General features: G+C 40.2%; 24 protein-coding genes and 2 tRNA genes. All 26 read left to right on the plus strand.

Annotated elements, in window-relative coordinates:
* Positions 1-41: 41 nt before the first annotated feature.
* The 26 genes from PHO70_03485 to PHO70_03610 all read left to right on the plus strand — a co-directional run bounded on the left by PHO70_03485 (position 42) and on the right by PHO70_03610 (position 20,360).
* Positions 42-182 carry a non-canonical purine NTP pyrophosphatase gene (locus PHO70_03485; GenBank protein MDD5432032.1) on the plus strand — a complete coding sequence of 47 codons (141 nt, stop codon included), beginning with the start codon at positions 42-44 and terminating at the stop codon, positions 180-182.
* An 18-nt stretch (positions 183-200) separates the two neighbouring features.
* Positions 201-275: transfer RNA gene (locus tag PHO70_03490), tRNA-Pro, on the plus strand.
* A gap of 165 nt (positions 276-440) precedes the next feature.
* The gene (locus tag PHO70_03495; protein MDD5432033.1) at positions 441-893 is read left to right on the plus strand and encodes a tetratricopeptide repeat protein; all 453 of its coding nucleotides are present in this window, start codon (positions 441-443) and stop codon (positions 891-893) included.
* 274 nt (positions 894-1,167) lie between these two features.
* Entirely contained in the window at positions 1,168-1,626 is a 459-nt protein-coding gene (locus tag PHO70_03500; GenBank protein MDD5432034.1) for a group I intron-associated PD-(D/E)XK endonuclease, read from the plus strand.
* A 113-nt stretch (positions 1,627-1,739) separates the two neighbouring features.
* Positions 1,740-2,984, plus strand: coding sequence for a DUF748 domain-containing protein (locus tag PHO70_03505; protein MDD5432035.1), 1,245 nt, complete (start codon positions 1,740-1,742; stop codon positions 2,982-2,984).
* A gap of 128 nt (positions 2,985-3,112) precedes the next feature.
* Positions 3,113-3,571 (plus strand): HNH endonuclease, encoded by a 459-nt coding sequence (locus PHO70_03510; protein ID MDD5432036.1) that lies wholly within the window; start codon positions 3,113-3,115, stop codon positions 3,569-3,571.
* Between the two features lie 9 nt (positions 3,572-3,580).
* Positions 3,581-3,658, plus strand: a tRNA-His gene (locus tag PHO70_03515).
* A gap of 24 nt (positions 3,659-3,682) precedes the next feature.
* On the plus strand, positions 3,683-4,324 hold the full coding sequence (locus tag PHO70_03520; GenBank protein MDD5432037.1) for a flagellar basal body-associated protein FliL: 642 nt from the start codon (positions 3,683-3,685) through the stop codon (positions 4,322-4,324).
* A 47-nt stretch (positions 4,325-4,371) separates the two neighbouring features.
* Entirely contained in the window at positions 4,372-4,905 is a 534-nt protein-coding gene (locus PHO70_03525) for a glycine zipper domain-containing protein (GenBank protein MDD5432038.1), read from the plus strand.
* A 43-nt stretch (positions 4,906-4,948) separates the two neighbouring features.
* Complete coding sequence (locus PHO70_03530; protein ID MDD5432039.1) at positions 4,949-5,950, plus strand: M28 family peptidase; 1,002 nt, start codon at positions 4,949-4,951, stop codon at positions 5,948-5,950.
* Positions 5,951-6,104: 154 nt separating this feature from the next.
* Complete coding sequence (locus PHO70_03535; protein ID MDD5432040.1) at positions 6,105-6,608, plus strand: hypothetical protein; 504 nt, start codon at positions 6,105-6,107, stop codon at positions 6,606-6,608.
* Positions 6,609-6,778: 170 nt separating this feature from the next.
* Complete coding sequence (locus tag PHO70_03540) at positions 6,779-7,399, plus strand: TetR/AcrR family transcriptional regulator (GenBank protein ID MDD5432041.1); 621 nt, start codon at positions 6,779-6,781, stop codon at positions 7,397-7,399.
* Between the two features lie 7 nt (positions 7,400-7,406).
* Positions 7,407-8,528 carry an efflux RND transporter periplasmic adaptor subunit gene (locus PHO70_03545; protein MDD5432042.1) on the plus strand — a complete coding sequence of 374 codons (1,122 nt, stop codon included), beginning with the start codon at positions 7,407-7,409 and terminating at the stop codon, positions 8,526-8,528.
* Between the two features lie 26 nt (positions 8,529-8,554).
* Positions 8,555-11,707 carry an efflux RND transporter permease subunit gene (locus PHO70_03550; GenBank protein ID MDD5432043.1) on the plus strand — a complete coding sequence of 1,051 codons (3,153 nt, stop codon included), beginning with the start codon at positions 8,555-8,557 and terminating at the stop codon, positions 11,705-11,707.
* A gap of 1 nt (position 11,708) precedes the next feature.
* Positions 11,709-13,199 carry an efflux transporter outer membrane subunit gene (locus PHO70_03555; protein ID MDD5432044.1) on the plus strand — a complete coding sequence of 497 codons (1,491 nt, stop codon included), beginning with the start codon at positions 11,709-11,711 and terminating at the stop codon, positions 13,197-13,199.
* Between the two features lie 262 nt (positions 13,200-13,461).
* The gene (locus PHO70_03560; GenBank protein ID MDD5432045.1) at positions 13,462-13,662 is read left to right on the plus strand and encodes a cold shock domain-containing protein; all 201 of its coding nucleotides are present in this window, start codon (positions 13,462-13,464) and stop codon (positions 13,660-13,662) included.
* Between the two features lie 118 nt (positions 13,663-13,780).
* Positions 13,781-15,673 carry an ATP-binding cassette domain-containing protein gene (locus PHO70_03565; protein ID MDD5432046.1) on the plus strand — a complete coding sequence of 631 codons (1,893 nt, stop codon included), beginning with the start codon at positions 13,781-13,783 and terminating at the stop codon, positions 15,671-15,673.
* Between the two features lie 59 nt (positions 15,674-15,732).
* A complete protein-coding gene (locus PHO70_03570; GenBank protein MDD5432047.1) occupies positions 15,733-15,888 on the plus strand; it encodes a hypothetical protein in 156 nt (51 codons plus the stop codon).
* 82 nt (positions 15,889-15,970) lie between these two features.
* The gene (locus PHO70_03575; protein MDD5432048.1) at positions 15,971-16,129 is read left to right on the plus strand and encodes a DNA-directed RNA polymerase; all 159 of its coding nucleotides are present in this window, start codon (positions 15,971-15,973) and stop codon (positions 16,127-16,129) included.
* Positions 16,130-16,461: 332 nt separating this feature from the next.
* Positions 16,462-17,097 (plus strand): hypothetical protein, encoded by a 636-nt coding sequence (locus tag PHO70_03580; GenBank protein MDD5432049.1) that lies wholly within the window; start codon positions 16,462-16,464, stop codon positions 17,095-17,097.
* Positions 17,094-17,342, plus strand: a complete 249-nt coding sequence (locus tag PHO70_03585; GenBank protein ID MDD5432050.1) for a DNA mismatch repair protein MutS — start codon at positions 17,094-17,096, stop codon at positions 17,340-17,342. Before PHO70_03580 ends, PHO70_03585 begins: the two co-directional genes overlap by 4 nt.
* Positions 17,343-17,345: 3 nt before the next feature.
* Entirely contained in the window at positions 17,346-17,753 is a 408-nt protein-coding gene (locus PHO70_03590) for a peptide chain release factor-like protein (protein ID MDD5432051.1), read from the plus strand.
* A 214-nt stretch (positions 17,754-17,967) separates the two neighbouring features.
* Complete coding sequence (locus PHO70_03595) at positions 17,968-19,242, plus strand: metallophosphoesterase (protein ID MDD5432052.1); 1,275 nt, start codon at positions 17,968-17,970, stop codon at positions 19,240-19,242.
* Between the two features lie 15 nt (positions 19,243-19,257).
* Positions 19,258-19,383 (plus strand): desulfoferrodoxin FeS4 iron-binding domain-containing protein, encoded by a 126-nt coding sequence (locus PHO70_03600; GenBank protein ID MDD5432053.1) that lies wholly within the window; start codon positions 19,258-19,260, stop codon positions 19,381-19,383.
* A gap of 281 nt (positions 19,384-19,664) precedes the next feature.
* Complete coding sequence (locus PHO70_03605; protein ID MDD5432054.1) at positions 19,665-19,919, plus strand: GIY-YIG nuclease family protein; 255 nt, start codon at positions 19,665-19,667, stop codon at positions 19,917-19,919.
* Between the two features lie 51 nt (positions 19,920-19,970).
* The gene (locus PHO70_03610) at positions 19,971-20,360 is read left to right on the plus strand and encodes a DUF3568 family protein (protein MDD5432055.1); all 390 of its coding nucleotides are present in this window, start codon (positions 19,971-19,973) and stop codon (positions 20,358-20,360) included.
* Positions 20,361-20,362: the final 2 nt, after the last annotated feature.

A 20,362-nucleotide genomic window follows, 5' to 3' on the forward strand; every position in this document is an offset into this window, starting at 1 on the left:
GTTTTAAATTTCAAAGGAGGCATTGTTTTTGGTATTAACCTTTGTTTAATAACCCAAAAAAAAAGAAAACTTTTGGAGAATTGGGGTTAGTTGTAAAACATAAGATAAGCCATCGTTTTCGTGCGTTAGAAAAGGCTAAAAAAATAATCCAGAAATATATTGAGAAACAAGCAGTAAGTTGATATAATCTATAAACTTTACGGGGCGTGGCTCAGTTTGGCTAGAGCGCCTGCTTTGGGAGCAGGAGGTCACAGGTTCAAGTCCTGTCGCCCCGATGTTTTAACGGGTATCAGACTGTTGACGCAGTCCCGCTTCATGTATTTGTAGAGATTTAGCAGGGCAAGTTCAGTTGTGCGAATTTGAGCACCTTAATTTTGATTTAGCGAAATCCTTGCGAGCATATGCGAGCAAGGAGGAGCACGAAGCAAAGGAGCAAAAAAATGTCCTTTAGAAAAGTTTGTTTCTTAGTCAGCTTATTGGTTTTATGCAGTAAATTTTGTTTCGCTCAAGAACTAATTCCTAAAGAGGCAGCCGATTATTACGTTAAGGGAGTCCAAGAGCAAAAAGCAGGTAATTTTGATGCTGCGAATATGAATTACCAGAAAACTCTCTTAATGGACCCTAATAATACAAAATGGAATAAGTTTATTCTCAATAATCGCGGAGTAATGTTTGCACAGAGCGGAGATTTGGAAACTGCGGAGAAAGCATTTAAAGAAGTTTTGCGTATGGACCCAGATTATACTCCTGCAAAGCTAAATCTTGGTTTAATCATTGATAAACGTAGAAGTAAGTGTGAATCTTTGGAGTATTGGGCTAAAGTTTTTAATTTAGAGAAGCGGAAACCTCGGGAATTGTTCGTTGATGAAGGTCTCCCGAAAGCTAAAAAATAGATAATAGATGTTGCGCCTGTAGCTTCCGCCACAAATCGTGGCGGACCCGCCAAGTATTTTGGCGGGCAATCTAAGAATTTAATTATTTGATAAGCAGAATATGCGCCTGTAGCTCAAATGGATAGAGCAACTGCCTTCTATAGGAGCCTTTATGCGGAAAGAAACGCATAAAGTGGATGTGGCTGTATGCAAGAAAGCCTAAGGTTTGAAACTATGGTAACTTGCAGGCAACCCAACTATTACAGGTAATCAAAGCCCAAAAAAGGAGATGGGTTTGCATCATACGAAAGAAAAAGCTGATTTAGGAGTAGCAAAAACTATCGCTGATTTAGTAAGTAAGGGCCACGTTCCTTGTGTTCCTTTATCTGAACATCAACCTTATGATTTAGTAGTTGTTTTGAATGAAGGGGCGATAGTAAAGTTACAAGTAAAATATGCTACCTTAAAACAGAATGGAGCAATTGAGGTAAAATTTAGAACAAGTTGGGCCGATAAAAATGGGTCCCATACCAGGAGATATAGTGAAAAAGAATTTGATTTTTACGCTATATTTTGTCCTGAGAAAGATATTGTTCTGTATATTCCTAACTCCTTAAATTGCCCAAAGACAATTCGTTTTGATCAAACTCATAATAACCAGAAAAAATACGTTAGATGGGCGAGAGATTATCTTGTAATAAAAGGGGAGTCCTCAGAGACTAAACGCCACACACCTGAAATGGTGAAGACATAGTCCAGACCGCAACAATTGGCCGAAGAAATTCGGTGCGGTATGCTAAGCCGTAGGTTGGCCGTTCGATTCGGCCCAGGCGCATTATTTTAGTCGGCAGTACTTCATCTTAAAATATGGAAATAAAAAATCCTCTCCAAAAATTCCATACCTTTAAAGAAATGAGTTTTCTTAAAAAAGTTGTTTTGATAGCGGTTTTAGTTTTTTTAGTCTTTACATTAATTGCATATGTATTTTTAAGTTTTACCGGCCGGCAGATTGCGATTAGAGAAATCGAGCGGTTTACTCATGAAAAAGTAACTGTCGGTTCTTTTTATATAGTTCCTCCGATGGATATGGAAATTAAGAACCTGAATATCGGAGAGCTGGGTAAGATAGACCATCTTTCGATTTCATTAAGTATCCCTTATCTTATTTTTGGGAAAATCGGGATAAATAGGCTTGTTATTGATAAGCCGGAATTGAATTTACACAGAGATAAAGAAAATATAAATGTGCCTGTTGCTGTAGCAAATAACATTACAGCATCATCTACCGTAAGAACCAAAACAGGGGAAAGGCCAAGAAGGAAACACCGCCGCATTATATTAAAAAGAGTTTTTGTAAAGAATGGCAAGTTAAACTTTACAGATAACGCAGCAGGTTCCTCTGGTATTAAAATTGTGGTTAAAGATGTTAATTTCAGCCTCACTAATCTTTTGACTTCTCCATTTAGCTCTAATACGAATTTTGATTTAAGCGGAAAGATTCCATGGAAAGAAGGGAAGGCCGAAGGAAAGATCAATGCTGAAGGCTGGATTGATTTTTATAAAAAGGATATGAAGGCAAAATTAAAAATATCCGATATAGATGGGGTTTATCTTTATCCTTATTATTCGGCATGGGTTGACTTGGAGAAGGCGCGTATTGCAAGCGCAAATCTTGATTTTACCAGCAATATAAATGGCAAAAATAATAATGTTACAGCTGAATGCCATTTGGAATTATCAAATATTGTAAGGAAAAAGAAACAGGTTGAAGAAGGGCAAAAGCCCGAGAATGTTTCTTTGTCAGTTTTAGATATTTTTAAAGCAATGGATCAAGGCAAGGTGGTTTTGGATTTTACGTTAAGGACAAAAATGGATAAGCCCGAATTAGGCTTTGGCAGTATAAAGATGGCTTTTGAGGAGAAGGTTGCTGAGCCAAAGACCTACAGAGGATTCAGGGCGCAGGATATTTTAGAATTTCCCAGCAGGCTTCTTGAAGGAGTATTTAAGGGATCGGCTGATCTTTCAAAAGCGGCAATTGATGGAATTTTTGCCGTAGGTAATGAGGCTAAAAAGAATTTTGAACCAAAACATAAAAGAAGGAAGCTTCCTTGATTTTAGTTTCCTTCTAGGGTATACTTTGAAAATGTTTTAATTATTAAGCTTGTAGCTGGGTTAGAGCATTAGACTGTAGGCTAATCCATCATCTTGACAGTTTTGTTGTTCTTTTATATAATAATCTCATGCCAAATCAAAAATGTAAGATTTGTGGTGAGGAATTCTATACAAAACCTTTTCATGCTAAAAAGGGTTGGGGTAAGTATTGCTCTATAAAATGCCGTTCTCAGTCTCAATTCAACGGAAAGTGGGTAGAATGTGCTTATTGTGGAAAGAAAATTTATAGAACCCCACGTGACTATAGAAAGTCAAAAAGCAAAAGATTCTTCTGTTCAGTTAGCTGCCATTGCTCGTGGGAAAATAAGAATGTCCGCTGTGGTGTGAATGCTCCAAATTGGGTTGCTGGAGAAAGCGCGTATCGCGATTTAATGCATAGATATAAAATACCTTTAAAATGTAAAATGTGTGGTATTTCTGATAAAAGAGTCCTTATCGTTCATCATAAAGACGGTAACCGTAGAAATAACACTATTGATAACTTAGAACGGCTTTGTTGTAATTGCCACGCCGTTATTCATGCGTAGTAGTTTTTGGTGGCTATAGCTCAATTGGCTAGAGCATCTGACTGTGGCTCAGAAGGTTTGCGGGTTCGATCCCCGTTAGCCACCCCATTTTTTATTTCATTGGAAGCAGATATGATTAAAAATAATTTATTTCGGAAAAACATAATTTTATTCCTTATTGTTATATTTTCTCTGGTTGGAATAACAATACCGGCATTTGCTGAATCTCAAGACGTGCAATCGTACACAAACGATTCCAATCCGCTCAAGAATGCGGTTATTCTTATTATTCGTCATGCTGAAAAACCAGCTGAAGGTTTTGAATTATCTCCTGCCGGCGAAGCGCGAGCCAAAGCTTACGCAGGATATTTTCAGAAATATATGATTGATGGGAAAATCGTAAAACTCGATTATTTATTTTCCACAGCTGATTCTAAAGAAAGCCATCGTCCACGCTTGACTATAGAGCCGCTTAGCAAGGCACTCGGTATGAAAATCGAAAGCCGCTTTCAGGATGATGATTTCGCCAAACTAGCCCAGGAAATTAAAGATTATCCGCACGGACAGAATCTTTTAATTTGCTGGCACCACGGTAAAATCCCGGGACTTTTGTCCGCCCTTGGGGCTGACCCTACAAAGCTTTTGCCCGATGGTAAATGGCCAGAGGAAGTCTTTTGTTGGGTTATGCAGCTTAGGTTCGATGAAAATGGCAAATTGTTTGACGCTCGGCGTGTCAATGAAGATCTTATGCCCGGAGATTCAGAACAAAATTAAAAACTTTTGTTGCTATAAGGCACTTAATGTCAAAAACGGAGGTTAGGATGAAGCGAATCTTTGGCGGGTTTGTTGCGGTAATTTTTTGCGTTGCAGCTTTAACTGGTTGTTCTACTAAAGGCGGAACCGGAGCTATTGTCGGCGGAGGGCTGGGAGCTTTGGCAGGAAATTTGATTGGAAGTAATGTAGCTGGAACTCTAATCGGCGCAGGAGTAGGTGCTGGAGTCGGATATCTTATCGGTAACGAAATGGATAAAGACAAAGCTAAGAAAATGCAGCAAGTTTCTGAAGATGAATTAAAGCCGCTTTCCGGGACAGCCTGGCAGGTGATTAAGATTAGCCCGCAGCCCAAGGAACCGGTTGTTTCAACGGTGGTGCGTTTTAATCCTGACGGAACAGCGGTTACAACCAAGACTCATGAGGACGGTAAGATTGAGAAAACTACGGAAAAATACAGGATTGTCGGAGATACTCTGATTTTTAATAATGATGGGTATATTGTTAATGATAAATTCAGCTTATCCGACGCAACCTTGGAGATATTTGCGGAAAAACACAGCATAACTTTACAGAAGATTTAATTAAATGCCCTTTTTGCGTTAGAATTCTGGGGGATAACGAGGAGTGAAAATTAATAAAAAAGTAACGCGCAGGTTTATAGATTTAGTACTTATTATTTTGTGCTTACTGGCGGTAGCGAATTCTTTTACTTTTGGATTAAATTTTACTGCTACAAAGAAAAGGCCGAAGCCAAAGGATGCCCGGATTGCAGAAAGGCTAAAGGCGCATGTGCATAAACTTTCTGAGGAGATAGGAGAGCGTAATCTTGATCATTATCCGAAGCTGGAACAGGCGGCAGAATATATCGCAAGAAAACTTGAATATTACGACTATACAGTTAAATTTCAGGAATATTTTTTAGAGGGCAAGGCAGTAAAGAATATTGTTGCCCGGAAAAAAGGATCAGTTTTGCCTGATGGAATCATTGTTGTGGGCGCGCATTATGATACTGTTGCTACTCCCGGAGCGGATGATAATGCAAGCGGCGTTGCCGTAGTTTTAGAGTTAGCCCGGATCTTAGTAAATAGCCCTACTTCAAGAAGTATAGAGTTTTGTTTTTTTACCTGCGAAGAGGATCCGTTTTTTAAGACGGAGCTTATGGGCAGCCGGTTATTTGTCCGATTAGCCCGCGCCGAAGCAAAGAATATCAGGTATGCTGTGATTTTTGATATGGTAGGTTATTACACGGATAAAATGAATTCTCAAAGATACTTTCCTTTAATAACTGGTTTGTTTCTCCCGAACAGAGGGAATTTTATCTCCGTATTCTCTAATTCCCGGTCCAGCGGTTTGAGTAGTTTCCTTATAAAATCTTTCCAGAGGAATTCTCGATTCCCCATTGTATTGTTAGCAACTAATTTTGACCCTACTATAGATTTCAGCGACCACTGGGCATTTTGGAAAGAGGGTTATCCTACGGTGATGGTAAGCGATACGAGTTCTCTTAGAAATAATAAATACCATACTAATGCCGATACATGGGATACGCTGGATTTTGATAGCATGGCTTGCGTGGTAGAGGGGTTTAGCGTTTCATTGCTTGAATTAGCTAACCGTAAGCAATAAAAGAATCATTTTTCTAAATCCAGAATAATATTGATATATTGAGGTATTGCGTCTATAATTAATCTAGTAAATTCCAAGAAATTTCCCTTTAGTTGTTATAAAAATGATTCAAGATTAAATAATTATAGTTAGTTTGTTGCAAACAACCTTTATTATGGGACTAAAACAGAAGATATGGAGTGAATTTAAGACTTACTGGGTCAATGTGCTTTATATAACTATATTTTTCAGCATTTTCACAAATTATAAAAGGTTAATATTAGCGCATTATAATATTAGCTATGGGCATTTCGGAATCAGTTTTATAAAAGGGTTAGTGCTGGCTAAGGTTATATTAATCGGAGAGCATTTAAAGGTAGGGCAGGGATTTGAAAACAGGCCATTAATTTTCCCTACTCTTTTTAAGTCATTCGTTTTTAGTATATGCGTTGCTATCTTAGGCATAATTGAAGCAATAGTTTCTATGCTTTTGCGCGGCGGGGCTCCTGCATTAACCTTTGGTTCGTTCATTAAATGCTTTTCGTATGAATGGTTTGCCGGGATGCTTGCAGTATCCATTATCTTTATTCCTTTTTTTGGGATGAGGGAGTTAGGCAAGGCGCTTGGGACAGGAAAAATCAGCGGTTTGTTTTTTCAAAATAAACCAAAGGATTCTTAACCTGAGAACTTCCCGGAATAGATATAATTGCGTTGATTTCTTATATTATATAGGAAAACAGCGCATTTTTTTTCTGAACAACAGCTTGACAAAATAACAGTAGAATGGTATACTCTTTTTTGAATAAGTATTCATTAATTGAATCATAATGTTAAAGAGCTGAGGTCAAAATGGTTCCATTTAACAGAAAAGAAAGAGACAAGTTGTTGCGTCAAAGCGATATATTAAAGGCTGCTGAACGTGTTTTTGCCGCAAAAGGATATTATAAAACCACAATTCAGGATATAGCTAAAGAGGCTCAGTATGCTGTGGGGACAATTTATCAGTATTTTACGGATAAGGAAATTTTATATTTAGAGCTTATTGAAAGAAAATTAGGAGATTTAATAACGGAAGTAAAAAAAGAAGTGGATAAAACAGGAGACACTAAAGAGAAGATTAAGGTTTTGGTGCGCCAGCAATTGACGTATTTTGAAAAGAATTTTGATTTCTTTAAGATTTATTTCTCAGAAAGAGGCGGGCTTCGTTGGGTGATCAAAGACAGGATTTCAAAGACCTCGGTTGACAGGTTTGTGAAATACATAGATTACATTGCTGAATTACTCAAAGATGCGCAAGAGAAATCTTTGATCAGGAAGGATTTAGAATCAGAAAAATTAGCGTATGTATTAATTTCAATGTTAAACGCGGTTATTATCCCTTGTTTTAAAGGAATAAGCAAAACAGAAAAAATAATTGATATGACAGATTTTATCCTTCAAGTTTTTTTTAAAGGGGTGGAACCGGGATAGGAGAAAAATGTACAGCAAAGTGGATTCCAATAAAATATTATTCGTTATCTTTTTTGCAGGTGTTTCGTCTCTGTTTTTGACGATAACTGGGTGTGGGAAGCAAGGCGAAAGGCCTGCGTATAAACCTGAAGTGGCTGTGGTAGAGATGCGTCCTGAACGGGTAGTTATTACGACTGAATTACCCGGACGAACAACTGCTTTTCTTACTGATGAAATCCGTCCCCAGATTAATGGCCTTATCCAGAAGCGTTTGTTCACGGAAGGTTCTGAAATCAAGGCAGGACAAGTGCTCTATCAGATTGATCCTGCTCCGTTCCAAGCGGCGTTTGATAAAGCTAAGGCTAACTTGCCTGCTCTGCGGTTGAAAGTTGATCGTTACAAGGAAGCACTCGTTGAAAAAGCAGTCAGTCAGCAGGAATTTGATGATGCGGATGCGTCTTTGAAACAGGCAGAAGCAGAAATGGAAATGGCGCGTATCAATCTTAATTATACAAAAATTGTTTCTCCGATTGCAGGGCGAATCGGGGCTTCCAGCGTAACTGATGGTGATATTGTGACAGCATATCAACCTGTGGCTCTTGCGACTATTCAGCAGTTGGATCCTATATATGTTGATATTCCTCAATCAACTGCAGAATTACTGCGGCTTAGAAATAGTTTGGAGGGTGGGCATCTAAAACATGATATTGAGAATCAGAATAAGGTAAAGCTTATCCTTGAAGATGGCACAGTATATTCTTCGGAAGGCGTGCTTCAGTTTCAGGATGTTACAGTGGACCCGACAACTGGTTCAGTTATCTTACGGGTAATTTTTCAAAATCCAAAAAGCGTTCTATTGCCGGGTATGTTCGTTCGGGCGATTATCACCGAAGGCGTTAATGAAAATGCTATTCTTGTTCCGCAGCAGGGGGTTTCACGTAACCCGAAAGGCGAAGCCCTTGCATTGATCGTAAATGCTGAGGATAAGGTTGAGCAACGCATACTTGTGCTTGATCGAGCTATCGGAGATAAATGGCTTGTTACTTCAGGGCTTAATCCTGGCGATAAAGTAATTGTTGAGGGAATACAAAAAGTTAGGCCTGGATCTTCGGTAAAGGTTATTTCATTTGACACTGGAAGTGAAAAATAAATTGAGTAAGAAGTAAACGGAGAATTATGATATCAAAATTTTTTCTTGAGCGTCCTGTTTTCGCCTGGGTAATTGCCATTGTTATAATGGTGCTCGGGCTTTTGGCAATTTATACTTTGCCTATTGCTCAATATCCCCCTGTTGCTCCGCCATCAATCAGAATCGGTGGTTTTTATACCGGTGCTTCGGCGGAAACAGTGGAAAATAGCGTTACGCAGATTATTGAACAGCAGATGACCGGTTTGGATAGGATGCTTTATATGTCTAGCAGTAGTGATTCTTCCGGTATGTCTTCCATTGAATTGACATTTGCTCCGGGTACTGATCCGGACATTGCCTGGACCAAGGTACAAAATAAACTTCAGTTGGCAATGCCACGCCTTCCTGATTCAGTGCAACGCAGGGGAATAACAGTCCAGAAATCCACCAGGAATTATCTGATAATTGTAGGGCTTGTTTCTGAAGACGGCAGTATGAACGAAGTTGATTTGCGTGATTACTTAAGCAGCGTTATACAGCCGGTAATCGCGCGTGTGCCCGGAGTTGGCGAAGCAGAGGCAATGGGCGGTGAATATGCAATGCGTATCTGGTTTGATCCTAAAAAACTGACTAGTTACGGATTGACAGTGGAAGATGTTATTCGGGCATTGCAAGATTATAATGTTGAAGTTTCCGGCGGGCAATTCGGCGGCGCTCCTGCTATAAAGGGACAGCGTTTAAATGCTTCTATTATTGTACAGAGTTTGCTTAAAACTCCTGAAGAGTTTGTCAATGTTCCTATTCGTATCAATCCGGATGGTTCAACTATCCGTGTTAAGGATATTGGCCGTGCCGAATTGGGTAGCGATATTTCCGATACAAAAGTATTTTTTAATAAAGGACAGCCTTCCTCAGCTATTGCAATTCGTCAAGAGCCGGGAGCTAACGCACTTAAGACTGTTGATGCAATCAAAGCAAAAATGGAAGAGTTGAGCCGTTATTTTCCGCAAGGCGTAAAGGCAACATATCCTTACGATACTACTCCTTTTACCCGTGTAGCTATAAAAGAGGTAGCTAAGACTTTAGTTGTTGCGATTATTTTGGTTTTTCTGGTTATGTATTTGTTCATGGGCAATATTCGCGCAACGCTTATTCCGACAATCGCAGTGCCGGTGGTCTTGTTGGGCACTTTTGGGGTGTTAGCATTGTTTGGGTATTCAATTAATATGTTGACGATGTTTGCCATGGTTTTGGCTATCGGGCTTTTGGTGGATGATGCTATTGTTGTTGTAGAGAATGTGGAAAGGCTTATGAGCGAGGAGGGGCTTTTGCCTCGGGAGGCCGCTGCTAAATCTATGGAGCAGATTACCCCTGCGTTAATCGGTATTGGTTTAGTGCTTTCAGCGGTATTTGGCCCGATGGCATTTTTCTCGGGATCCACAGGTATTATTTACCGGCAGTTTTCAGTAACCGTTATTGCTTCAATGCTTCTTTCAGTAGTCGTGGCCTTGGTTTTATCTCCGGTTCTCTGCGCTTCAATTCTAAAGCCAGTGCCAAAAGGGCATCAGCCTGCAGAGGGTGGTATTGCGATTTTGCGCCCTTTCTTCAGTTGGTTCGATAAGAATTTCTTTAAGACCCGCGATTTTTACATACGGCTGGTTGGACGCTCGTTTAACCAGAGTAAACGGTATATCTTTTACTATTTTTTAATCGTCGCAGTGATGTTGTTTGTTTTCTTAAGGATGCCTACAGGTTATCTGCCGGATGAAGACCAGGGGGTAATGTTGATTATGTGTAATTTACCTTCGGGATCAACGCTTGAACAGTCTGAGAAGGTGATGGAAAAAGTCCGACAGTATTTTGTAGACAATGAAAAAGAAGCAGTTGAGTCTATTTTAACGATTTCCGGTATGAATCATTCCGGCCACGGGCAAAATACCGGTATGGCATTTATTAAGCTTAAGGATTGGGATTTGCGTAATAAGCCAGAGCTTAAATCTGACGCTGTATCAAATCGCGCCATGATGGAATTTCTTTCATATAAAGAGGCGATGATTTTTGCTTTTTCTCCACCGGCCATCGTTGAATTGGGTAGTTCAAAAGGTTTTGAGTTTGAGTTGTTGGATCGAGGCGGCGCCGGGCATGAGAAATTGATGGAAGCCCGTAATCAACTTCTTGGCATGGCATACAAGGATCCACGTCTTACTCGCGTGCGAGCTAACGGGCTCGATGATGTTGCTCAATATAAAATAGATTTGGATTGGGATAAGGCGGGAAGTTTGGGTGTTTCTGTTGCTTCTATCCAGAATACAATTTCTACTACCTTTGGCAGCGCTTATGTCAATGATTTTATTAAAGATGGCAGGATTAAACATGTGGATATCCAGGCTGACGCGCCTTACCGCATGCTTCCGGATGATTTGAAAAATCTTTATGTGCGGAATACAAAAGGCAAGATGGTGCCTTATTCTGCTTTTGCTACGGGCCACTGGGTCTTTGGGTCTCCGAGGCTGGAGCGTTACAATGGTTTTCCGTCTATCAATATCTCGGGTGAAGCTGCAAAAGGAAAAAGTTCCGGAGAGGCGATGAATGTTATGGAGGAGCTTGCTGCGAAACTGCCTCGCGAATTCGGCTATGATTGGACAGGGCTTTCTTATCAGGAGAGGCAAGCCGGTGCCCAGGTAGGCCCGCTTTACGCTTTTTCCATCTTGATTATCTTTTTGTGTGTTGCGGCATTATACGAAAGCTGGTCGATTCCTATTGTTAATATGTTGATGTTGCCACTGGGTGTTTTTGGAGCGACGCTGTTAACTTCGTTACGCGGAATGCCAAACGATGTTTACTTCCAGATTGGGTTTCTTACTACCTTGGGTTTGTCCACTAAAAATGCTATCCTGATTATTCAGTTTGCACAGCAGCGCTTGGAGCATAAAGAAGAACTTGTTGCGGCAACCCTGGGAGCGGTAAAAACCAGATTCCGTCCGGTTATAATGACTTCATTGGCTTTCTTTTTCGGAGTCTTGCCTTTAGCTATATCTACTGGCGCAGGGGCAGGGGCACAGAATGCGATTGGAACAGCAGTTGTCGGAGGTATGCTCTCTGCTACATTTATTGATCTTATTTTTATTCCGCTATTTTTTATCATTGTAACCCGTTTTTTCGCAAATAAGGGTAAGTTGCAAACTGTAAAAGAAAAATAATATGAAACGAATACTTATTTTGATTATAGGAATTGCTATTTTCCTGAGTGGCTGTACTATGGCTCCGAAGTATAAGAAGCCGCAAGCTCCGATTTCCAGCAATTGGCCTACAGGGGATGCTTATTCTACAGACAAACAGGCAGCTAATGTTAAGGATGTTACTAAATTAAAATGGCGAGAATTTTTTACTGATCCGAGATTGCAAACGATTATTCAGACGGCTATACATAATAACCGAGACCTGCGGCTTGCTGTTTTGAATGTTGAAAAGGCACGGGCATTATACGGAATTTCGTGGTCTAAGTTGTTGCCGGTTGTTGATGCCGATGCAGGGTATAGTAAGCAAAAATATTCTTCTGATTTTGTGGCCGCGGGAACTCCGGATACAATCAAACAATATAGCGCTAATTTAGGCATAGCTGCTTGGGAGATTGATTTTTTCGGCCGTATTCGTAGCCTTAGTAAGCAGGCATTGGAAGATTATTTTGCTACAGAGGAGGCCCGTCGCAGCGCGCAGATTACGCTTTTGTCTGAAGTTGCCAGAGCGTATATGATTATTGCTGCAGACCGGGAGAATCTTAAATTAGCTCAGTCCACACTTGAGGCGCAGAAAGGCGTATATAATTTAGTATTGCAAAAATATAAACTTAATCTTGTAAATGAAATTGATTTACAGCGGTCCAGAACCCAGGTGGATACTGCTATGGGAGATGTCGTGCTTTACACGCAACAGTTAGCAAAGGATCAAAACGCGTTAAATCTTCTGGCTGGTTCTGTAGTGCCGGAAAATCTATTGCCTGCTGGCTTGACAGAAATTACTCCGCTTACCGATATTTTCCCCGGGCTATCTTCCGAGGTATTGCTTAGGCGCCCGGATATTATAAGTGCGGAACACAAATTAAAAGGCGCCTATGCTAATATTGGGGCAGCCCGTGCTGCTTTTTTCCCTACTATTTCACTTACAACTACTCTTGGTTCGGCAAGCAATCAATTCTCTGGTTTATTCTCAGGCGGTAGGGGTACGTGGAGCTATGCGCCACAAGTTGTGATGCCAATTTTTGATCCAAGTATATGGTTTGCATATAGAGTTAGTGAAACGTCTCGCAAAATAGCACTGGCTCAATATGAAAAAACCATTCAAACAGCCTTCAAGGAAGTAGCTGATGTCCTTGCTGTGCAAGGCACAGTTAACCAGCAAATAGTGTTGCAGCAATCTATGGTTGATTCCGCGCAGAAAGTTTATACCCTTTCAAGCAAGCGCTATACAAATGGAATTGATAGCTACTTGAGTGTTCTTGATGCGCAGCGATCGCTTTACAGGGCACAGCGGGAGCTCATCCTCATGCAGTTATCCAAGTTGGTTAACGAGGTAAAGGCTTATGCGGTATTGGGTGGAGGAGGATTGGATGATACGGTTGAGCAGAGGCGGGATAACCGTGGTTCCTTTGAGGAAAAGATTCTTTCATTGTTAGATCAAAAGTTTAGAAAATAGAAATACTTAAGTTAATAATCATTGACAAACGGTGGATTTGTGATATACTAAATAAAGTAAAAGTTTAGAAGTCTTAGCCGTAAGGACAGGATATCTGACCTTGCGGTTTTTTGTTTGTCATTGTTTGTCTAGCTGGGAATCTAAGAATTCGAAGCGGCACCTCGCCTTAAAGGATAGGCGGGTGCGCCCTGTCCGGGCAGGTGAAGATGATGTGTAGATGTCTAGCAGTTTACTAAATTTCGAGAAAAGGAGGTAACAAACAATGGCAAAAGGAACAGTAAAGTGGTTTAGTGATCAGAAAGGTTATGGCTTCGTCACTCCGGAGAACGGAAAAGATGTTTTTGTACATCATTCTGCAATTCAAGGTGAAGGTTATAAGTCTTTAGCTGAAGGTGCTCAGGTCGAGTTCGACATCGTACAGGGCCCAAAAGGCGAACAGGCTGCTAATTTAGTTAAACTTTAAACTATTAGGCTAAACAAGGCCCGATATCTTTATTAAGATTCGGGCCTTTTGTTTTTACAAAAAAAACACCGGCCGATCATATACGGCCGGGTGTATCATGTAAGAAAATGGGAAAGATATGTCTTTAATCAGTATCCAAGAAGCTACTCTTAGATTCAGCGGCCCGCTTATTTTTGATCATTTGAATCTGCAGCTAGAGCCCGGGGAGCGTATTGCCTTGCTTGGCCGAAACGGCGCAGGCAAGACTACGCTTATGAAAATAATGACTGGCCAGCTTGAGCTTGATAGCGGGAAAATAATTTTTCAAAAAGGCATTCAGGTTACGCATCTGCCGCAGGAAGTCCCGGTTGATATGGAAGGAAGTGTTTTTGATATCGTCCTTTCTGGTTTGGGTGCTCGCGCCAATTTATTAAGCCAGTACCATCATGTTACCCATCGTCTTCATAGGGAACACACTCCGGAATTATTAAAACAACTTGACGATCTCCAGGCAGAGTTGGACCATACCAATAGTTGGGATGTTAACAATCAGGTTGAGAATGTTATTGGCAAGATGAAACTTGACGGGGATATGGATTTTAAGAGCCTTTCCGGAGGACAAAAACGCAGGGTGTTTTTAGCCCGGGCTCTTGTTTTAAGGCCTGAAGTTTTGCTCCTTGACGAACCCACCAATCATTTAGATATTGATTCAATTAATTGGCTGGAGGGATTTCTTTCCAGCTATCCGGGAACAATTTTCTTTGTTACCCATGACCGGTTATTTATGACGCACTTAGCAACAAGGATTGTTGAGCTTGACCGTGGAAGGATTTTTAGCTGGGCATGCGATTATAATACTTTTCTTGAGCGCAAACAAGCGGCATTGGATATTGAAGAATCAGAGTGGAATCATTTTGATAAAAAATTAGCCGAGGAAGAGATTTGGATTCGTAAAGGAGTTAAGGCCAGAAGGTGCCGTAATGAAGGCAGGGTTAAGGCTCTGGAACGCTTAAGAGAATTAAAGAAAACTCAGCGTAAGCAGGAAGGCCTTGTGCGTATGCGCGCACAAAAGTCAGTTCTTTCCGGACACCGGGTGATTAAAGCAGTTCAACTTAATTTTGCTTATGATGATAAGTGTTTGATTAGGGATTTTTCTACCCGGATCATGCGGCAGGATAAAATCGGAGTGATTGGCCCTAATGGCAGCGGCAAAACTACACTGCTGCGGATTTTACTTGGGAAGCTTAGCCCCCAAAGAGGAAAAGTTGTTTTGGGGACAAATCTAGAAATTGCTTATTATGACCAGCTGCGCGAGCAGTTGGATGAAGATAAGACGGTTGCCGAGAATATAAACGGAGAGAGTGAAACTATAATCATTAACGGCAAACCTAGGCATATCTTGGGATATTTACAGGATTTCCTTTTTGCTCCTGACCGCGCGCGTACGCAGATAAAGGTGCTCTCTGGAGGGGAACGCAACCGTTTATTTCTTGCAAAGTTATTTTCCAAGCCTTCTAACGTGCTGGTAATGGATGAGCCTACTAATGATTTGGATATTGAGACTTTAGAACTTCTGGAAGAATTGCTTCTTGATTATCCCGGAACGCTGCTTTTAGTCAGCCACGACAGGGCATTTCTAAATAACGTGGTAACTTCAACGATTGTTTTAGAAGGAGAAGGTGTCATTAAGGAATATCCCGGAGGCTATGATGATTGGTTGAATCAGCGGCAGCCAATAGCAAAGCCTACGCCTGTAAAAAATAAAATCAAGAAAGAACCTGTAATAAAAGCAAAACCTATTGTTCCGCGAAAGCTTAATTTTAAAGAGCAGCAGGAATTAGATAAACTCCCTTTAATGATTGAGCAGTTGGAAGAGGAACAAAAAACGCTCTACAATTTATTTGAAGATATTTCTTTTTACCAGCGCCCTCCTGAGGAAATCAGCCAAACCAAAGCCAGGTCCGAATCTCTGTCTGAGCAGCTTCAAGCAGCATATGACCGGTGGGATTATTTGGCAGAATTGGCAGAGTGAATTAAAAGCTTGCAGAAAGTGGTTCTTAGGAGTAAAGTCAGTAAATAAAGGAGACTATTGTGGCCAGAGACAATTATTCTTATAAAAAGTACCAGAAAGAATTAGACAGGAAGAAGAAGACAGAAGAAAAGAAACAAAGAAAGCTGGAGAAAAAAGCGGCAGAGGCCATTTCTGGCCCTGAGCAAGCCCCTGAAGATCAGGTTGTTTTAGGATAAAGAAACGCTTGCAAGTTTTGTTAAAAAGACATATAATTACAACTTAAGGCTAAAGCCTTAAACAGAAATAAAAGGAGGAAACATGGGGTATCAAGGTGGTGGTTTCGGCGGACCAAGAGAAATGCACAAGGCAGTTTGCTCGGAATGTAAAAAAGAGTGCGAAGTTCCATTTAAGCCTAGAGAAGACCGTCCGATATATTGCAAGGATTGTTATTCAAAACGTAAAAACGAAGGTCGTTAAAAGCAAGGAAAGTGTTCCTTGTCCTAAGGGCGAACTGACGGCCTATGTCGTCTAGTTTTAACTTTAAAACTTAATAAGGGCTCGGCATTGTCAGTGCCGAGCCCTATTTTTTCCTATAAAGGGGGTACAAATGAATAGCTGTATGAGATGTGGTGTAAAAATGTCACATAATTATTTGGAAGCAATATTAACGATTATAAATGATAAAATGACAAGAATGATAGTATGTGCAAAATGTAAAGAAATCTTAAGTAAAGAAACAAAGAAAGTTCTTGCCGTTTAATTTTTTTAAGAAGGTTATGGATAGTAAGTAAGGAGGACAGGAGATTAAGATGAATATTTTCGTAGGTAATTTGTCGTTTGACGCCAATGAGAGTGATGTAAAGAACCTTTTTCAAGGATTTGGGAATGTTGTTTCTGTGACAATCGTGATGGAGAGAGAGAAAAAAGCGCCCAAGTCAAGAGGGTTCGGTTTTGTGGAGATGCCTGATGAACAGCAGGCGCTTTCCGCGATTACTGCTCTTAACGATAAGGAATTTATGGGGCGTGTTCTTGTTGTGAATCCTTCGCGTCCTAAAACTAAAGCTCAAGCTGCAAGCAGTTTAAGAGGCAACAGGCAGCCGAAGATTGCAGTTGAAGAAAGAGGACAGAAAAAAAACCGGTTTAATTCAGTCTTAAACAAACCCGGTACATTCAGGGGCGGCAGGCGCACGAATAGTTATATGAAACGGCAAGGTTTAGTTGGAATTCAGGAAGAAGCTAAGCCATGGCGAAGTAATCGTCAGGAAAATCCAATGCGCTGGCGTAAAAGAAGAGATCAGCCAAAACCTTGGCAGAAGAGTGCGGGTGAGAGTAAGCCTTGGAAGAAAACTGAGGGAGAAGCGCGGCCATGGAAGAAAGCAGGCGGTGAGCATTCGCAAAAACCACGGTTTAAAGGACGAAGTAAGCCGGGCGGCTATAAACGATGAGATTGAAATTGAATGTGTATCCGGTAATTCCGGATATGGAGGAAAAACTCGCAGAGATTATTCAGAAAGCAGTGGATAGCCGCGCAAGGATTGTTGAGATTGCTTACGGAGAAGCTGCTGAGAGCATTAAAAAGCGCATTTTGGTTTTTCTGAATAAAAAAGAAATCCGCAAGCTTTATTCTCGTTATGAAAAAACAGATAAGGGCTGGGGAAGGATTTACGTGCATTTCCGCTGGCAAGATTAATTTATGGTTGGATTAGATAAAGAAAAATCACTACAAGGCATTATGGCGCGCTTGGGCGTGCGTGAGGATGATATTGTAGAAAGATTTGTCCGTGCGCAAGGGCCGGGTGGGCAGAATGTGAATAAAGTCTCTACTTGTGTGCAGCTAATCCATCTTCCTACGGGCATTGAAGTTAAGTGCCAGGAAGAGCGTTCTCAGGCTCAAAACCGTTATCGTGCCCGGCAGATTCTATTAAAGAAAATTGAGAATTTGATCTTAGGAAAGCTTTCTGAAGAACAAAAACGCATTGAAAAAATTCGCCGGCAGAAAAGAAGAAGGTCGCGCAGGGCGAAATTAAAGATATTGGAATCAAAACGCCTTCATGGCGCAAAGAAAATTTTAAGGGCCCGTGTGCGGGAAACCGGGGAATAAAATAAGTAGTTACTCAGCTTAGTGCAGTTTCCGCTGAAGCTATAGTAATAAATATTCATAAAGAGGAAAAATATTGATATTATATATAAAATGATATAATAATAAAAACGCAACAGAGGAGATAGTTATGAGTTGCGGAATAAAGAATAATTTTAAGGGGCAGATTAAGAGCTAAGTATATCTGCCTCTTATTTTTTTAATAGGAGGAACTATTTTGAGAAAAGAAAGGATTAATGGTGTTGTCAAAGTAAAAGAAAAGGTAAACTTTATAAACAAAGTTTCATCTTTTACTGTTCTTGGCGATCCCGGATGTGATGGGCTTGGTGTAGAGATAATGACTACTTTTGCAAAAGCAATGAGTTGTACGCATACAGATTTTAAGATTATTTTGGGTGATCTTGTCCCATTTGGGCTGGAAGAGTTTTATAAACACATTTACGGAATTATAAATAATGTATCTCCAAATCGTGTCTATACTTTATGCGGCAATCATGATACTGATTATTACGTAACATATTTTGGCCTGAAGAATTATATATTGGTAAACGATGACTTATTGGTTGTTGTTCTGGATAATTCAAAAAGATTTTTTGAAGCCGAAACTCTCGATTTCCTTGATGAATCTTTAAAAGGCTATAAGCGTAAAAATATACTGATATTATTCCATATCCCTCCTCCGAACAATTTCTCTACCAATAGCATGAAGGTTGAAGAATGGCGGAAGTTAAAACCGATTTTGGATCCCTACAAAAATAATATCAGGTATATACTCGCAGGGCATGTTCATTCTTTTTTTGAGGATAATTTAGATGGTTATAAGATAATCGTATCAGCCGGAGGCGGGGCAAGGCTGGAATTTTTTGGCCGTTTACCAGATAAGAATAGTTCATTTCATCATGTATTAAGGTTCTACTTTGATAAGAATTCCAGGTTGCAATATGAATACATGTCGCTAGCAGATGTATCATATGGCCGCGAGATCAAAAACAAGAAAATTGAAAAATATCTTGATGAGGCTTTTCGAAACGAAGCAATGGCACATATCCGTTATCAATTTTTTGCAGATGATGCGCATGAAAAGGGTTTTATCGGGATAGAAAAACTTTTTTTGGCATTATCCAAGTCGGCTTTTTTTCATGCGAAGAATTATTTTAGTATTCTAAATAATCTGCAGGGTATTGGGCATAATCTTAAATTGAGCCGGAAGATTGAAAAAGCAGATACAGCTGAGCTTCTTTTAAAATATCTACCGTATTCTATCAAAGCAAATTTGCCTTTAGCCCGGTATGCGTTCGGCGAGGCATATGGTGCAAAAAATAACTATTCCGGATTATTGCCGGAAGCAATTAAAGCTTATAGTAAAGGAGAAGATATAGGCCAATATGGCTATTATGTATGCACATCTTGTGGCAATACGGGACGGCTTGAGGGTGAACTGGAGCATTGTCCTATATGCGGCGCTCCTTTAGACAAGATTATCAGAATGTAAAATAAGGAGAATAAAATGGCTGTTGAGAAAACAGGAGAGAAGTATAGGTGTAATGTTTGCGGTAATGAGGTTGTTGTAACAAAGGTTGGCGGCGGAGAACTTGTTTGTTGCGCTCAAGCGATGGAAAAAATCGAAGGGTAAAATAAGGAAGGAGGTGATTAGCATGTGCGACTCTTGCGGGTGCTCTCCATGTAAGAAATGCGGTAAGCCAATCAAGAATGGAGTTTGCGAAGGCTGTAAAAAGAAAGCTGATGAATGCGTTTGTAAGAAATAATTTTTAGACATCTTGGTTTAAACATAATATATTTACGTACAAAATAGCCGTAGTTACAAAAAGTAGCTGCGGCTATTTTTTTTTGAAAGTATCTCATTGATGCATTAAACCTTGATTATCGTCTTCCCCGGATTTATAATAATTACCTATGGCCTGGCATGTTTATATTATTGAATGCAAAGATGGAAAGTTTTATACAGGCATAACTAAAGATTTAAAACGTAGATTAAGAGAGCATGATAGCGGTAATGGTTGCAAGTATACCAGTTGTCGCGCTCCGGTTAAATTAGTACATAGTGAAAAAGCATTAAACAGGTCGCGAGCGCTTAAGAGAGAGGCTCAGATTAAGCAGCTATCAAGGGAAGCGAAGCTCAAGTTGATTAAAAGGGTAGATGTAGATTGAAGGCAGTTCTCTAAAATTAGAGGATTGCCTTTTTTTGTGAGGAGGATGAAAATGCTTAAAAGATTGTTTAGGTTTTTGCTTGTAAGTTTTACTGCAGTTAATCTTTGCGGTTGTGTTGTGGCTATGGGGGTAATGGCTGAATCAGCGAAAGCAAAACAAAATTTTGATATTCCTTATTCTCAGGCTTTAGATGTAGTCAAGGGAGCACTCAAGACGCTAGATATAGAATTTGAAAGAGCGGATATAAGGCAGGATATAGCGCAAGTAAAAGGCAAGTATAGCAATGGCAGAACAGTCCGGATTTTAATTTCTAAGGTTAGTGATACAGAGTCTGAGATAGCGGTGCGCGCTGGCATGACCGGTGCAGGAAAAAAAGATGCAGAAGATATTCTTAAGGCTATTGCTGATTACTACGATTTGACAAAAACAATAACTAAATAAAG

Source organism: Candidatus Omnitrophota bacterium, from assembly GCA_028715415.1.
GTDB lineage: Bacteria > Omnitrophota > Gorgyraeia > Gygaellales > Profunditerraquicolaceae > JAQURX01.